Origin of the sequence: Arthrobacter sp. SPG23, from assembly GCF_000876655.1 — a bacterium.
In the GTDB taxonomy this organism is placed as follows: Bacteria; Actinomycetota; Actinomycetes; order Actinomycetales; family Micrococcaceae; genus Arthrobacter.
The window spans coordinates 25,481-41,220 of record NZ_JYCN01000022.1 but is presented as its reverse complement, the minus strand read 5'-3'; the positions used below and the strand labels follow the sequence as shown (position 1 = coordinate 41,220).

The 15,740-nt window shown below is 67.8% G+C and carries 14 protein-coding genes; 10 read left to right on the top strand and 4 right to left on the bottom strand.

What is annotated here, in order from left to right:
• Positions 1–11: 11 nt before the first annotated feature.
• Positions 12–1,352, bottom strand: coding sequence for a glutamyl-tRNA reductase (locus tag TV39_RS14365; protein WP_043482732.1), 1,341 nt, complete (start codon positions 1,350–1,352; stop codon positions 12–14).
• Positions 1,353–1,510: 158 nt separating this feature from the next.
• Between TV39_RS14365 and hemE the strand changes: the two genes are divergently transcribed.
• From hemE to hemL, 10 genes are all read left to right on the top strand, one after another.
• Positions 1,511–2,632 carry a uroporphyrinogen decarboxylase gene (hemE, locus tag TV39_RS14360; RefSeq protein WP_043482730.1) on the top strand — a complete coding sequence of 374 codons (1,122 nt, stop codon included), beginning with the start codon at positions 1,511–1,513 and terminating at the stop codon, positions 2,630–2,632.
• Positions 2,633–2,636: 4 nt separating this feature from the next.
• On the top strand, positions 2,637–4,112 hold the full coding sequence (locus TV39_RS14355; protein ID WP_043482729.1) for a protoporphyrinogen/coproporphyrinogen oxidase: 1,476 nt from the start codon (positions 2,637–2,639) through the stop codon (positions 4,110–4,112).
• Positions 4,113–4,184: 72 nt separating this feature from the next.
• Positions 4,185–5,132: a hypothetical protein gene (locus tag TV39_RS14350; protein ID WP_043482728.1), complete on the top strand. Its 948-nt coding sequence runs from the start codon at positions 4,185–4,187 to the stop codon at positions 5,130–5,132.
• A 116-nt stretch (positions 5,133–5,248) separates the two neighbouring features.
• Positions 5,249–5,962: a hydrogen peroxide-dependent heme synthase gene (gene hemQ / locus TV39_RS14345; protein ID WP_043482727.1), complete on the top strand. Its 714-nt coding sequence runs from the start codon at positions 5,249–5,251 to the stop codon at positions 5,960–5,962.
• Positions 5,959–7,239 (top strand): ferrochelatase, encoded by a 1,281-nt coding sequence (locus TV39_RS14340; protein ID WP_043482726.1) that lies wholly within the window; start codon positions 5,959–5,961, stop codon positions 7,237–7,239. The genes hemQ and TV39_RS14340 overlap by 4 nt, the downstream gene beginning before the upstream one ends.
• Positions 7,236–8,234 (top strand): hydroxymethylbilane synthase, encoded by a 999-nt coding sequence (gene hemC / locus TV39_RS14335; protein WP_043482724.1) that lies wholly within the window; start codon positions 7,236–7,238, stop codon positions 8,232–8,234. Before TV39_RS14340 ends, hemC begins: the two co-directional genes overlap by 4 nt.
• Positions 8,235–8,252: 18 nt before the next feature.
• Complete coding sequence (locus TV39_RS14330; protein ID WP_082049748.1) at positions 8,253–9,176, top strand: uroporphyrinogen-III synthase; 924 nt, start codon at positions 8,253–8,255, stop codon at positions 9,174–9,176.
• Positions 9,173–10,153 (top strand): porphobilinogen synthase, encoded by a 981-nt coding sequence (gene hemB / locus TV39_RS14325; RefSeq protein ID WP_043482723.1) that lies wholly within the window; start codon positions 9,173–9,175, stop codon positions 10,151–10,153. Before TV39_RS14330 ends, hemB begins: the two co-directional genes overlap by 4 nt.
• Positions 10,153–11,286 carry an LLM class flavin-dependent oxidoreductase gene (locus tag TV39_RS14320; protein WP_235347400.1) on the top strand — a complete coding sequence of 378 codons (1,134 nt, stop codon included), beginning with the start codon at positions 10,153–10,155 and terminating at the stop codon, positions 11,284–11,286. The genes hemB and TV39_RS14320 overlap by 1 nt, the downstream gene beginning before the upstream one ends.
• 13 nt (positions 11,287–11,299) lie before the next feature.
• On the top strand, positions 11,300–12,640 hold the full coding sequence (hemL, locus tag TV39_RS14315) for a glutamate-1-semialdehyde 2,1-aminomutase (protein WP_043482721.1): 1,341 nt from the start codon (positions 11,300–11,302) through the stop codon (positions 12,638–12,640).
• A gap of 106 nt (positions 12,641–12,746) precedes the next feature.
• Here the strand turns inward: hemL and TV39_RS14310 are convergent, their stop codons facing one another.
• The 3 genes from TV39_RS14310 to TV39_RS14300 all read right to left on the bottom strand — a co-directional run bounded on the left by TV39_RS14310 (position 12,747) and on the right by TV39_RS14300 (position 15,510).
• Positions 12,747–13,589: a MetQ/NlpA family ABC transporter substrate-binding protein gene (locus TV39_RS14310; RefSeq protein WP_043482719.1), complete on the bottom strand. Its 843-nt coding sequence runs from the start codon at positions 13,587–13,589 to the stop codon at positions 12,747–12,749.
• 158 nt (positions 13,590–13,747) lie between these two features.
• On the bottom strand, positions 13,748–14,419 hold the full coding sequence (locus TV39_RS14305; RefSeq protein ID WP_043482717.1) for a methionine ABC transporter permease: 672 nt from the start codon (positions 14,417–14,419) through the stop codon (positions 13,748–13,750).
• The gene (locus TV39_RS14300; protein ID WP_043482716.1) at positions 14,416–15,510 is read right to left on the bottom strand and encodes a methionine ABC transporter ATP-binding protein; all 1,095 of its coding nucleotides are present in this window, start codon (positions 15,508–15,510) and stop codon (positions 14,416–14,418) included. Before TV39_RS14300 ends, TV39_RS14305 begins: the two co-directional genes overlap by 4 nt.
• Positions 15,511–15,740 lie beyond the last annotated feature (230 nt).

Below are 15,740 nucleotides of genomic sequence, written 5' to 3'. Positions count from 1 at the left end.
GTGCCGGGGTGTTAGGCGGTTTCCCGGCGGGTGTCGGCTGCGGCCGGGCGGGCCTGGCTGTGGTCCACCGGGCATTCGGCGGCCGCGGCCGCGGCGGGCTGCTCCACGGTGATCCCGTAGAGCGCATCGAGGGCCGCGATGTACTGCTCCTGCTGGCCGTTGGAGGCCAGCTCCCGTGCGCGGACCGTGGGCACGTGCAACAGCTGCTTGACCATCCGGCGCAGCGCAAACTCGACTTCCTCTGCGGCGGCCGTGCAGCCGTGGCGTGCCCGGACCTTCTCCATTTCGGCGTCGAGGACGTTCATGGTGTGGCGGCGCAGGGCGACGATGGCCGAGTCCACGGACCTGGCTTCGCGCTCCTGCTCAAAAGCTGCGGCGGCGCCGGTGACGATGCCACTGGCCTGCGCCAGTGATTCGGCCTGCTCCTGGGGAGCCGCGAGCCGCACGGATTCGAGCGTCAGCAGCTCAACGCCGTCGAGCTCTCCGACGGCCGGATCGAAATCGTGGGTGAGTGCAAGGTCGATGGCGATCAGGGTCTGGGGGGACCCGGCGCGCACCCGGGCGAGGTCCTGTGCTTCAACGCGGGTGTCGGAACCGCTGCAACCGATCATGACATCCGCGGCGGCAACAGCGGCGGGGAGCGAGTCGGCGTCGAGGGCCGTTCCTCCGCGCGTGGCCACGAATCCTTCAGCGCGTCCGGAGGAGGAGAAAACGGAGATGTCCGTGCAGCCGCGTTCGCGGAGCAAGGACATGGTGGCGCCGGCGTAAGCGCCGGTACCGAAGATGACGGCCTTCTTGGCGGACCAGTCGGGGTTTTCGGAAAGGTCCGTGGCCAGGTCCAGGGCCACCGAGACGATGGACAGCCCGCGTGATCCCAGGGCCGTTTGGGCGCCGACATCCTTGGCGGTCTTGGACGCAGCCTGGAAGAGCCGGACGAGGCCTGAGCTGGCAGTGCCTTCATGCTGGGCGTTGATGAGCGCCCGGCGAACCTGCCCGGCGATTTCGCGTTCGCCCACCACGGCGGAGTCAAGGCCGGAGCTCACGGCGAAAAGGTGCTGGCTGACCTCGCCGCCCGTGCGCGTATTGAATGACCGCGAGACCAGCTGCTCGTTGAGGCCGGTGCGTTCACTGATCTGGGCGACGAGCGCGGCGCGGGCCGCTTCCACGTCATCCGGATGGGGCGCTTCACCATAAATTTCGAAGCGGTTGCAGGTGGCAAGCACCACCGCACCCGTCACTGCCGGCGACCCGGAGAGTGCGGATGTAGCTAGCTCGGAAGCACCGGTGCTCAGTTGAGCAACGGTCTCGAGGTCGATGTCGGCGTGTGTAGCCACCAATGAAAAAAGAACCACAGCATCACAATCATAGCTTTTGCGTCGCGGCGTAGAACAACTATGCACGGTGGCAAACGCCACGGCGGGCTGTGATTCCCGCCACGGAGGGCTGCAACGGGCCGCGGATGACAGCCTGTCGTTATCTTTTGGAGGCGATTTTAGGGACAATCGGAGTCATGACTTCAAGCGCTGCAACGTCCAACGGCACGGCTTCCGACGTCCCGTTCTCCGATGCCCCCCTGGATGCAGGACACCCGCTGATGGACGGCCGCACGGCTGATTCACCGCTTATCACCGCCTACCGCGGCGGCAAGCCGTCCCGCCGTCCGGTCTGGTTCATGCGCCAGGCCGGCCGCTCCCTGCCCGAGTACCTGAAGGTGCGCGAGGGCGTTGCCATGCTGGATTCCTGCCTGCGCCCCGAGCTGGCCGCAGAGATCACGCTGCAGCCGGTGCGCAGGCACGACGTCGACGCTGCCATCTTCTTCTCGGACATCGTGATTCCGCTGAAGCTCGCCGGTGTGGGCGTCGACATCGTTCCGGGCGTCGGCCCGGTTCTGGACAAGCCGGTCCGGACGGCGGAGGACGTGGCGGCACTCCCGCAGCTCACCTGGGAGGCACTTGAGCCGATCCGCGAAGCCGTGCGGCTCACCGTGGCCCAGCTCGGCAAGACCCCGCTGATCGGTTTCGCAGGAGCGCCGTTCACCCTGGCCGCGTACATGGTGGAAGGCAAGCCTTCCCGTGACCACCTCGGCCCGCGCACCATGATGCACGCCGATCCGGAAACCTGGAACGCGCTGGCAAACTGGGCCGCCGACGCCTCCGGCATGTTCCTGCGCGCCCAGCTCGAGGCCGGCGCTTCCGCTGCCCAGTTGTTCGATTCCTGGGCCGGCTCGCTGGGGCTGGCCGATTACGAACGCTTCGTGGCCCCGGCCTCCGCCCGCGCGCTGGACCATGTCCGGCACCTGGGGGCGCCCCTGATCCACTTCGGTACCGGCACCTCGGAGCTCCTGGTGGCGATGCGCGACGTCGGCGTCGACGTCGTGGGGGTGGACTACCGGCTGCCGCTGGACGAAGCGAACCGCCGGCTGGGCGGAACCGTTCCGCTGCAGGGCAACATCGATCCCGCGCTGCTGTCCGCGCCGTGGGCCGTCCTCGAGGCTCACGTCCGTGACGTCATCAAGGCAGGATCCGTCGCGCCCGGCCACGTCCTGAACCTGGGGCACGGCGTGCCGCCGGAAACCGACCCGGACGTCCTGACGCGCGTCGTCGAACTCATTCACTCCATTTCCCCGGAGTAAACCGGTGAGCGCAGCCACGCCGGAACCGTCCGTTACCACGGCCGTGGTGGTGGGCGGCGGCATCTCCGGCCTGCTCTCTGCCCTCGAGCTTGCCAAAGCCGGCCGGCAGGTGACCGTCCTGGAAGCCGGCGAAGCCTGGGGCGGCTGCGTGGGCAGCCATGTGGTGGGAGGCCTGACGCTGGACAGCGGAGCGGAGTCCTTCGCCACCCGCTCGAGTGCCGTGGCGGACCTCGCGGCTGAGCTCGGCATCGCCGGCTCGATTGTTGCGCCCCACCCGGGCGGAGCCTGGGTCCAGCTCCCGGAAGGCGCCCGGGAACTGCCCAAAACCGGTGTCCTGGGCATTCCGGCCAACCCGTGGGATCCCGAAGTTCGAAGGACCCTGGGACTCGCCGGCTCCCTGCGCGCCTCCCTGGACAGGTTCCTGCCGTCCTCCGTGGGGACCAGTGCCGCCATCACCAGCGTGTCGGCCCTGGTCCGGCAGCGGATGGGGCGCCGTGTCCTGGAACGCCTCGTGGAGCCGGTGGTGGGCGGCGTGCATTCGGCCGATCCCGCACTGCTCGACGTTGACATGGTGGCGCCCGGACTCCGCGCCGGGATCCGTGCCCACGGCTCCCTGGCAGCCGCCGTCGCCGCCCAGCGCCGGGGGACCGCCCCCGAGGGCGCCAAAGCCGGATCCGCCGTCGCCGGCCTGCAGGGCGGCATGCACACGCTGATCACTGCGCTCGTGGCCGAGCTGCGGCACCGCGGCGTCACGCTCTCCTCCGTTACCCGGGCCGAGTCCGTGGCCAGGACTGCGGACGGCTGGCGGGTATCGGCGGGGGAGCGGACGTACGACGCCGGCCTGCTGGTGGTGGCCCTTGACGGACCTTCCGCAGTCCGGCTGCTGCAGGACGCCGTCCCCCGCTTGACCGCGCACCGGCCGGACGCCGGTCCGGATGTAAAGCTTGTGACGCTCGTTGTTGACCTTCCGGAACTGGACCGGCGGCCTCGCGGAACAGGCATCCTGGTGGCTCCGCAGACTCCCGGCATCCAGGCCAAGGCGCTGACCCACGCCACGGCCAAATGGGACTGGCTGGCGGCCGCGGCAGGGCCCGGCACCCACATTGTCCGGTTGTCCTACGGCCGGGGCGAGGGCCCGCGGAGGACCGGCGGCTTCGACGGGCAGGATGCGTCCGCCGCCCTGCCCGGCCGCGGCGGGCAGGGGCCGGATGACAAGGAACTTTTTGCGGCCGCTTTACGGGATGCTTCCGCGCTCCTGACAGTGCCTGTCACGGCTAATGACGTGCTCGACTGGGACGTTGTCGGCTGGGGCGGAGTGCTGCCGTTTGCCGCCGTGGGCCACCGTCAGCGGGTAGCGGAGGTCCGCAGGGTCTGCGCCGCGGACGGAAGGCTCGTCATGGTGGGCGGGTGGCTGGCGGGCAACGGCCTGGCCGCCGTCATTGACGACACCAAAAGGCAGATTGCGGACATTCTCCGCTAGCCCGCGAGTACCGCGTGCAGGGCTTCTTTGCAAGTTTCTAATGGCAAGGAATTCTGGCTAGGGTCGATCACTATGGTCATTCAGAAGTCCGAAGAAACTCGAACGCTGACTGGTTTCCATGGGGGTCTTCGGCGCGGCACTGCAGCAGCGGCGCTCGGAGCGGTACTAGTCCTTTCCGCAGGTGTTCCTGCATCCAACGCTGCCTCCCTCGTCCCGGCTCCGGACACCACTGACGGCGCTGACGCCGCCGCCACGACGTCCGTGGAAGCGGGTGTTCCCGCGCTGGACGCCTGGGCATCCGTGGTCCTGGGACCCAAGCCGGATCCCACCCGCCCCTCCGCACCGGGCACCGGCAAGCTGACGCCCCCCGGACAGCGGACGCAGCCCACGCCGTCACCGTCTCCGACGACTGAGCCGGAATGGACCTCGCCCTCTCCCGTTCCAACGTCGCCCTCCCCGTCGCCGTCTGAACCCTCCCCGTCGCCTTCGGCCCCTTCTCCTGGCGGGAGTACCGTTCCGCCGTCGAGCACGCCGGCACCGCCGCCCGCCGACGGTTCCGTGGCTCCGTCCACAGATCCGGCGCAGGCGCCCGCCACACCTGCACCGGCCACCGGAACGGTTCCGGCCGGCACTCCGGCGGCGCCGCCGTCACTGCTCCCCGGAACTGCCGCTCCTGGTGCTCCCGCAACCGGAGCAACCGCTCCCGGCCCGTCCGCTGATGTGCCCGCTTCGGTTGGAACGTCGCGGCCATCAGGCAGCAAAGCCGCAGCGGGCGCCGCTCCGGCGTCCGCGTGGACCACCACGAACATGTTCGGTCCTGCCAACATGGCCGTCCTCACGTCGGCCGGCGTCGTCCCGCTGTCGGGCCCCGGTTACGGCGTCTCCAGTGCGCCGGTGATGCGCTCTGCCGTCAGCGTTTCGCCCATGGGCGACGTGTCGCCCCAGGTCTGGTGGGGCGCCGGACTCGTGGCACTGGCGTGCGCCGCAGGGGTTGCCTATGTCCGGATGCGCCGGATCTAGGGACTGGTGCCGCCCAAGGCGCTTCATCGGGGCCGGATGTGAAATTGCGCACTTCTACACGTTGTAGAAGTGCGCTGTTTCGACTTAGGAGGCATTGAAGGGGCAGACTGGTATCCATGAGCCACACTTCTGCCGAATCTGTCAGTAAAACCGAAAATTCCGGAGCCGAAGAAACAGAGCAGTTCTTCACCCTCTGGACGGTGTTCAAGCGCTCCTCCGACGTTACCCGCAGCGACGATGCTGCCGCGGACTTCGAAGCACTGCTGGGCCGCCTGGCGGACTCCGGAGTAGTCCACCGGGGCAGCTACGACGTCTCGGCAATGCGTGCAGACGCGGACATCATGGTGTGGCTGCACGGCCCCAAGCCCGAAGCGCTGCAGCAGGCCGTCCGCGACATCCGCCGCAGCAAGCTCTTTGCCGGAACCGAAATCGCGTGGTCCGCCATGGGCGTTCACCGCGAGGCGGAGTTTGCGAAGAACCACACCCCGGCATTCTCACGTGGCGTGGAACCGGCCGAATGGCTGTGCGTGTACCCGTTTGTCCGCTCCTACGAGTGGTACCTGCTTCCCGATGCGGAACGCGGTGCCATGCTGCGCGACCACGGACTGCTGGGCCGCGACTTCCCGCAGGTCATCTCCAACACCGTCTCCTCCTTCGCCCTGGGCGACTGGGAATGGATCCTGGGCCTCGAGGCACCCGAACTGGTGGACCTCGTGGACCTGATGCGCCACCTGCGCGCCACAGAGGCCCGGCACCACGTCCGCGAAGAAATTCCCTTCTACACCGGCCGGCGGGTCACCGCCGCCGAGATCGCCGAGGTCCTCGCATGAGCCCGCTTGAATCACCGGAAGCACCGGCAGCGGTGACGGCCGTCAACCCCGTTACGGAATCCGGCCGGATGGCTCCGAAGGAGTACGACGCCGTCCTCCTCGCCTCATTCGGCGGCCCCGAGGGCCAGGACGACGTCATCCCGTTCCTTCGCAACGTGACCCGCGGGCGCGGCATTCCGGACGAGCGGCTTGAGGAAGTCTCGCACCACTACCGCGCCAACGGCGGCATCAGCCCGATCAACCAGCAGAACCGCGATCTCAAGGCCGGGATCGAAGCGGAACTTTCCGCCCGCGGCATTGACCTGCCCGTCTTCTGGGGCAACCGGAACTGGGACCCGTACATCCCGCAGACCCTGCAGGATGTGTACGACGCCGGCCACCGCAAGGTCCTCATGGTCACCACGAGCGCTTACTCCTGCTACTCCAGCTGCCGGCAATACCGCGAAGACATCGGCATGGCCCTGACCGAAACCGGCCTGGACGGGAAGCTGGAGGTGGACAAGGTCCGCCAGTACTTCGACCACCCGGGCTTCGTGGAGCCCTTCGTCGAGGGTACCGCCGCCGGCCTTGCCGACGTCCGCGCCCAGCTGGCCGCGGCCGGCACCCCGGATGCGCCGGTCCACATCCTGTTCGCCACGCACTCCATTCCCACGCGCGACGCCGAAGCCGCAGGACGCTCCGAGGGCGAGCCGCGCACATTTGCAGAAGGCTCGGCCTACGTGGCGCAGCACCTGGCATCCGGCGCCGAGGTCATCCGCCGGGTCGAGGAAGAATCGGGCCTGACCGCGCCATGGTCCCTCGTGTACCAGTCCCGCTCCGGTGCCCCGTCCGTGCCGTGGCTCGAACCGGACATCAACGACGCCATCGAAGAGCTCGCCGGCGAGGGGGTCAAGGGAATTGTGATCGTACCCCTTGGCTTTGTCAGCGACCACATGGAGGTTGTCTGGGATCTGGACACCGAAGCACTGGAGACCTGCCGAAACCTGGGCCTGTCCGCAACGCGCGTGCCCACGCCCGGAACCCACCGCAAATTCGTGAGCGGCATCGTGGACCTCATCTCTGAGCGCACCGCCGCGAACAATATTGCCGACCGGCCCCACCTGACCGACCTGGGCCCCTGGTACGACATCTGCCGTCCGGGCTGCTGCGCCAACTTCCGCGGCGAGAAGCCCACCATCGCAGGAGCGGACACCTCGGTGGGTACGGGCCACGACCCCTACCCTTCGGGTTCGGCTGACGCCCCGGCTGCGCAGGCGGCGGGACAGGACTCCCTGTGACAGTCCGCATCGGGACGCGTGCCAGCAAGCTGGCACTGACCCAGACCCAACAAACAGGGGACCAGCTTGCCGCTATTGGCGGCTTCCCTGTGGAACTGGTGCACATCAGGACCGACGGCGACGTCCTCACCGGCTCGCTCTCGCAGATGGGCGGCACGGGCGTGTTCGTTGCGGCCCTCCGCGACGCGCTCCTGAGGGACCAGTGCGACGTTGCCGTGCACTCGCTCAAGGACCTGCCCACCGGCGCCGCTCCCGGGCTGACCCTTGCTGCGACGCCCAAGCGCGTCGACGTCCGGGATGTGCTCTGCGCGCGCGATGGCTTCAAGCTGGCCGACCTTCCGCAGGGCGCCCGGGTGGGAACCGGTTCCCCTCGGCGCGCGGCGCAGCTCCGTGCGGCCCGTCCCGACCTGGACGTCGTGGACATCCGCGGAAACGTGGATACCCGCCTGGGCCGGGTCCCCGGCCTGCCGGGCAACGTTACGGACGCCGTGGTGGAGGGCAAATCCGGCGACCTCGACGCCGTCGTGCTGGCGGCTGCCGGCCTTGAGCGCATCGGCCGGCTGGACACCGTCAGCGAATACCTCGAAACCGATGTCATGCTTCCAGCCGCCGGCCAGGGGTCGCTTGCCATCGAATGCCGCACCGCCGACGCTCCGGGAAGGCCCGGATCCCCCGCGGGGTCCCAGGGGCCGCTGGCCCAGGCGCTGGCAGCCCTGGACGACACGGACACCAGGCTCGCAGTCACGGCCGAGCGGGCACTCCTGGCCCGGCTTGAGGCGGGCTGTGCCGCCCCGGTGGGCGCCTACGCCTTCCGCAAGGGAAGCCTGCTGTACCTGGAGGCCGCCGTCTGCGCCGTCGATGGGACAGCTTCGGTCCGCGACAAGCGGGCAACTGACGGGCTCACCGAGGTAGGCGCGACGCTTCTTGGCATCGAACTGGCCGAGGCCCTGCTGGCGGCCGGCGCAGCCGACATCGCGGACCTTGCCGCTTCCTGAACCGGCGGAGCCGGGCAGATGATGGGGCGGCGCAGTGCCCGCGTTGAGGGCCGGCACGGGCCGCGCGTGCTCGAGGGTGCCCGTGTCCTGGTCACGCGGAGCCCGGACCGGGCCGGGGCCCTGCTAGCGGCCCTGCGGGAAACCGGGGCCGAACCGCTGCTGCTGCCGCTGATCGACTTCGAACGGGCCCGGGACCTGCATTCCCTCGAAGTCGCCTTCGACGCCTTGGGCGCCGGCGCGTACACCTGGCTGGTCATCAGCAGCGTCACCACGGTGCAGGCCCTCGAGGAACTGGCCCGGGAACGGGGCGTGACGCTGAGCCGGTGGCTGCCCGGTTCCGTCCAGGTGGCCACCATCGGACCGGCCACACGGCGCGAACTGGAGCTGCGGGGAATCACTGTTGACCTGGCCCCGGCCCGCCTCCAGTCCGGCGTCGGGCTCCTGGACATCTGGCCGGAGGGCCAGGGCAGTGTGTTCCTGCCGCAGGCGGACATCGCCGACAGCAGGCTTGCCGAGGGACTCGAGTCACTTGGCGCCAGGGTTCAGGCCGTCACTGCCTACCACACGGTGGACTACCCCGCCGATCCGGCCCGCAGCTTTCCCCCCGAACCCTCCTCCGCCGTCGCGCAGGCGGGAACGGAAGTGCTCACCCCCGCCGAAGCGAAAGCCGAGCTGGACGCCGGGCGGCTCCACGCCGTCGTCGCCGCGTCACCCAGCGCCGCACGCCGCATCCATGCCGGACTGTCACCGCTGGGAGACTGCCGGTTCGTGGCGATCGGGCGGTCAACTGCGGCCGAGGCGGAATCGCTCGGGCTGCCGGTGGCCGCCGTCGCCGAGGAGCCCACAGCTTCCGGCCTGGTGTCCGCCGTCATCCAGGCCCTTGCACCAGGACAATCCACACCACCGCCCGCCCCCGAGACACCCGTGAAGGACAGAACATGAGCTTCCCGAACCATCGCCCCCGCCGCCTCCGCACCACGCCGGCCATGCGCAGGATGACGGCCGAAAACCGGCTGGCGGCGCCCGAACTGATCCTTCCGGCCTTCATCCGCGAGGGGCTCACCGAACCCAACCCCATTGCCTCCATGCCCGGCGTGGTCCAGCACACCACCGATTCGCTGAAAAGGGCTGCGGCCGAGGCCGTGGAGCTCGGCGTGGGCGGAATCATGCTCTTCGGCATCCCGGCCGAACGTGATGCCCGGGGCACCGCCTCCCTGGATCCCGACGGTGTCCTCAACAAGGCCATCCGGGATGTCCGCGCTGAAGTGGGCGATGACCTGGTGGTCATGAGCGATGTCTGCCTGGACGAATTCACCGACCACGGACACTGCGGTGTGCTGGATGCCGACGGCTACGTGGACAACGATGCAACGCTGGAAATCTACGCGGCGATGGCCGTGGCCCAGGCGGACGCGGGCGCCCACATGCTGGGCCCCTCCGGCATGATGGACGGCCAGATCGGCGTGATCCGGCAGGCGCTTGAAGACGCAGGGCACGTCAATACCGCCGTGGTGGCCTACGCCGCAAAGTTCGCGTCAGCGTTCTACGGCCCCTTCCGCGAGGCCGTGGATTCGCAGCTCAAGGGTGACCGGCGTACCTACCAGATGGACGCCGCCAACCGCCGCGAAGCCATCCTCGAAGTGGAGCTGGACCTGGCCGAAGGCGCCGACCTGGTGATGGTCAAGCCCGCCATGAGCTACCTCGACATCCTCGCCGACGTCGCCGCCATGAGCCCCGTGCCCGTGGCTGCGTACCAGATCTCGGGGGAGTACTCCATGATCGAGGCCGCCGCCGCCAACGGCTGGATCGACCGGCGCGCGGCCGTTACCGAATCCGTGCTCGGCATCAAGCGGGCCGGAGCGAACATGGTCCTGACGTACTGGGCGTCCGAGCTCGCCGGCTGGCTGAAGGAATCCTGATGAGCGAGGCGCCCCTTACAGGAGCCGGCGTACCCGTGGCTCCCGCCGCCGCGCACGGTGACAGTCCTACCGCTCCAGTCGGACCCGGGAAGGTCCTGCTCGGGCTGAACACCTTCGGCGACGTCGGGGTGTACCCCGACGGGCACCCGGTGCCGCATGCCCAAGTTCTTCGCCAGCTGCTCGAACAGGCGGAACTGGCGGACGACGTCGGCCTCCACGCCTTTGGGGTAGGGGAGCACCACCGCAAGGACTACGCCGTCTCGGCGCCCGAAGTGTTCCTGGCCGCCGCCGCAGCGCGGACCAAGCACATCCGGCTGGGGTCGGCCGTCACCGTGTTGAGCTCGGATGACCCCATCCGCGTCTTCCAGCGTTTCTCCACGGTGGATGCCATCTCCAGCGGCCGCGCGGAAGTCATGCTGGGCCGCGGGTCCTTCATCGAATCCTTTCCGCTGTTTGGCCTGGACCTCGCCGACTACGAGATCCTGTTCGAGGAAAAACTGGAGCTCTTTGACAAGGTCCGTGCGCAGAAGCCCGTCCATTGGGAAGGCCGGACCCGTCCGGCCATTAACGGGCTAAGCGTCTATCCGCCGCTGGAGCACCATCTGCTGCCAGCCTGGATCGGCGTGGGCGGAACCCCGGAGTCCGTGCTGCGCTGCGCGGAATACGGCTACCCCATTATTTTCGCGATCATCGGCGGCGAACCGCGTTCCTTCGCTCCGCTGGCCAACCTTTACCGCGAAGCCATGGCCAAGTACGGCCACCCGATGCAGCAGGTGGCCACGCATTCGCCCGGGCATGTTGCCGAGACGGACGAGGAAGCGCGCGAGGAGTTCTTCCCGCACTGGCTGGGGCTGCGGAACAGGCTCGGAGCGGAACGCGGCTGGGGCCCGGGAAGCCGGCATGAGTTCGACGCCATGTGCACCCCCGAAGGCGCACTCTACGTGGGGTCGCCGGAGACGGTGGCGCGCAAAATCGTCCTGCTCAAGCGGAACCTCGGCGTGGACCGCTTCGACCTCAAGTACAGCAGCGGCTCACTGCCCCATACCGCCATGATGCGGTCCATTGAACTGCTTGGCACGGCGGTGGCCCCCCGGGTGGCCGAGCTCCTGTCCGGGCACGCAGCCGGAAACTGAAAGAATAGGAACCATGACTTCCAGCTCTCCTCGCAATGAGGCACTCTTCGACCGTGCACGCCAGCTCATGCCGGGCGGCGTCAACTCGCCCGTCCGTGCCTTCGGTTCCGTGGGCGGGACCCCCCGGTTCATGGTGTCCGCCAAGGGCGCATACCTGACGGATGCCGACGGCGCCGAATACGTGGACCTGGTGTGCTCCTGGGGTCCGGCGCTGCTGGGCCACGCCCACCCGGCCGTGCTCGAGGCAGTCCACGCCGCCGTGGACCGCGGACTCTCGTTCGGTGCCTCCACGCCGGACGAAGCCAACCTGGCCGCGATCGTCAAGGAACGTGTGCCGGCCGCTGAGCGCGTCCGGATGGTGTCCACCGGGACTGAAGCCACCATGACCGCCATCCGCCTGGCCCGCGGCTTCACCGGCCGCGACCTGGTCATCAAGTTTGCCGGCTGCTACCACGGCCACCTCGACGGACTCCTGGCCGCGGCCGGATCCGGCGTGGCCACCCTGGCGCTGCCCGGTTCCGCGGGGGTCACAGCTGCCACCGCCGCCGAAACCCTGGTGCTGCCCTACAACGACCTCGCCGCCGTGGAGGCCGCGTTCGCCGCCCACGGCAGCAACATCGCCGCCGTCATTACGGAGGCGGCGCCGGCCAACATGGGTGTGGTGACGCCCGGCGAAGGCTTCAACGCCGGGCTGTCACGGATTACCCGCGAACACGGCGCCCTGCTCATCGTGGACGAAGTCCTCACCGGTTTCCGTACCGGCTACTCGGGCTACTGGGGCCTCACCGGCGGCGCGGCGGATGCCGCCGAGCCGTGGAGGCCGGACCTGCTGACGTTCGGCAAGGTGATTGGCGGCGGCATGCCGACGGCGGCCCTCGGCGGCCGTGCCGACATCATGGACTACCTGGCGCCGCTCGGGCCCGTCTACCAGGCGGGCACCCTGTCCGGAAACCCCGTGGCCATGGCAGCCGGCGTCGCCACCCTGACGCACGCCACCCCCGAGGTCTACTCGTTCATCGACGCCCGCTCGCTGGAGCTCTCTGCTGCGCTGTCCTCGGCGCTGGACGCAGCCGGGGTGGACCACTCCATCCAGCGGGCCGGAAACCTGTTCTCGGTGGCCTTCGGCACCTCGGCGCGGGGCGTCCACAACTATGACGACGCCCAGGGCCAGGAAGTGTTCCGCTACGCGCCGTTCTTCCACTCGATGCTGGACTCAGGCGTCTACCTGCCGCCGTCGGTCTTCGAAGCCTGGTTCCTTTCCGCGGCTCACGACGACGCCGCCATGAATAGGATCTTCGACGCCCTCCCCGCCGCAGCCAAGGCGGCTGGGGCGGCAGCGGTGCCGGCGGGATAACGGCTCATAACAAAAATCCCCGCCTCCCGGACGAATCCCCGCCAAAAGCGAAGGGGAAATGTCCGGGAGCCGGGGATTTTTTTGCTGATGCTGAGTAGCGGAAGGCTTAGAAAGCCACCGTCACGTCACCGTTGGGCCATTCCTTTTCGATGAAGGCCTTGACCTCGGGGGAGTGCAGCAGTTCGTCCAGCTTCTTGATGCGGACGTCATCCTTGGAGTCCTCGCGCCAGGCCAGGAAGTTCGCGTAGGGGTTGTTCTCCACGGACTCCACAGCGAGGGCGTCCTTGGTGCTCAGGCCGGCCTTCAGGATGAAGTTGCCGTTGATCAGCGCCAGGTCCACCGACGGGTCCTTGAGGTCGTTGATCAGGAGTTCCGGCTGGTTCTCCGAGAACTTCAGCTTCTTCGGGTTCTGCTCGTCGGTAAGGGTCAGCACGGAGGAATCATCCTTGATGTCCTTCACCAGTCCGGCCACCTGGAGGACCTTGAGCGCGCGGACCTGGTTGGAGGGGTCGTTCGTGATGGCAACCTTGGCGCCGTCCTGGACGTCCTTGATGTCCTTGATCTTCTCGGAGAAAGCAGCGTAAGGCTCGATGTGGACGCCTTCACCGTGGCCGAACTTGTAGCCCTTGGTCTTGACCTGGTCCTCAAACCACGGCAGGTGCTGGTAGTAGTTGGCGTCCAGCGAGCCGTCGTTCAGGGCAGTGTTCGGCGTCTGGTAGTCCTCGATCTCCTTGATGTCCAGCTTCAGGCCGGCCTTGGGCGCGAGGTCCTGGTTGATGAACTCCAGGATCTTCGCCTGCGGGACCGGGCTTGCGCCGACGGTCAGGGTGGCGGGCTTGGCAGGGTCAAGGGTCGTGGTTTCGGCGCTCGGGCTGGACGAACCGCCGCAGGCGGTCAGCGCCAGGGCGGTGACAATGCCGGCGGCCAGGAGGGAGAGTGATTTACGCATCGGATGCGTTCCTTTCGAATTGCATGGAGTTCGACGGCGGGCTTGCGCCCGGCGTCCGCTCCGGCACAGATACAGCGGGCGGCTACCTGCTGCGGTGAAGATTGCCGTGGCCGTTGGACAACGGCTGATGGGTGGTATGGCTTGGCGGTGGCGATTGCCTAGCGGTGGTCAAGGCTGCGGGAGATCCGTTCGCCCACCAGCTGGATGACCTGCACCAGAACGATGATCAGGACGATGGTCACGATCATGACGGTGACATCGAACCGCTGGAAGCCGTAGTTGTACGCCAGCTTCCCGAGTCCGCCACCGCCCACCAGGCCGGCCATGGCCGAGTACCCCACCAGGGTGACCACGGTGGTGGTCGTGGCGGCTACCAGGGCCGGGAGTGACTCGCGCAGCATCACCTTGTTGATGACCTGCATCTTGGTGGAACCCATGACCTGGGCCGCGTCGATCTTGCCATGGTGGACGTCCCGGAGCGAGGTTTCCACCAGGCGGGCAAAGAACGGGATGGTGCCGATGGACAGGGAAACTGATGCCGCAACGGGTCCAAGGCTCGTGCCGGTCAGCAGACGGGCCAGCGGGATGAGGGCCACCATCAGGATTGCGAACGGGATGGAGCGGGTGATGTTGACGATGACGTCACTCATGATCCGGTTGGTGACCGGCATCGGACGCAGGCCGCCCGGCGCCGTGACGTGCAGGAAGACGCCCAGGGGCAGACCTACCAGCACCGTAAAGAAGGCCGAAATTCCGACCATCTGCAGGGTTTCCACGATGGCCTCGGGCAGGGCCTTGGCAAGGACGGGGTTGCTAAAGATGTCGTTCATGAGTTCCTTCCCGTCACGTCGTTGAATTCAGCAGCGTTCGCTTCGGCAGCGTCCGATTCCGCAGAATCCAATTCAAGGGGGTCGCTGGCAGGTGTGTTGGCCGCGGCCACCTTTGCGCCTATTCCGCGCTGGTGGAGGTAGGCGAGGACGGCGTCAGCATCCGCATTCTCGGCGAGCTGGACGCGGAGGTGCCCGAACTGCTGGCCGCCCAGGGTTTCGACGCTGCCGGCCAGGACATTCAGGTCGATGTCGAAGTGCCGCGCAACGCTGGTAAGCACAGGCTCCTTGGCGTTGTCACCCGCGAACAGAATCTCCAGGACCGTTCCGCCTTGAAGGGCGCCCTTCAGGGGCTCGGACGCCGGCAGCGGCAGGAGCGCCTTGGCCAGTTTGCTCTCGAGGTTTCCGGCCACGTCCTTCAGGGCGCCGTGCTCGATGATGCGGCCCTTGGACAGGAGGGAGACGGAGTCGCAGACGCGCTTCACGACGTTCATTTCGTGGGTGATGATGAGCACGGTCAGCTGGAGGCGCCTGGTGAGGTCCTGGATCAGGTCCAGGATTTCGTCAGTGGTCGCCGGGTCCAGTGCCGAGGTGGGCTCATCGCACAGCAGCACATCGGGGTCGGCAGCCAGGGCCCGGGCAATGCCCACGCGCTGGCGCTGGCCTCCGGAGAGCTGGGAGGGGTATGCGTTTTCGAACCCCTCGAGGCCCACGAGGGACAACAGCTCCGCAACCTTGGCCCGGATCTTGTCCTTCGGCGTCTTCACGAGCTCCAGGGGGTGGGCCACATTGCCCGCGGCAGTGCGTGCGTCCATGAGGTTGGCGTGCTGGAAAACCATGCCGATACGGCGCCGCGCCGCACGGATTTCGGAGGCCCGCACGGAACTCAGTTCTGTGCCGTCAATGCTGACGGACCCGGACGTCGGACGATCCAGCAGCGTCAGGCACCGCACCAGGGTGGATTTTCCGGCGCCTGAATGGCCAATGATTCCGTGAATGGAACCCTTGGGAACGGAAAGGGTGACGCCGTCGAGGGCCACTACTTCCTTTTTCCCCTGGCGGTAGACCTTTCGAAGGTCGGTAACTGTGATCATTTATCCTCAGGAGGTCGGCCTCGGGCAGGGCATAGCACAAGCACGCTTTTGAACTTAATTATGTCAGCGGAGCCTTAGGTGAGTCACTTCCGCATAATGTTCGGCGCGAGGCACTTACCGCAGCAGGAAGTTCCGCCTAGGGCCAATTGCGGCGGTGCTCGTGCAGCCTCGTGGCGATAGGCAAAATTGCCACGAACCAACCTGCCGGAGCGTGGACCAGTCGGCAACTG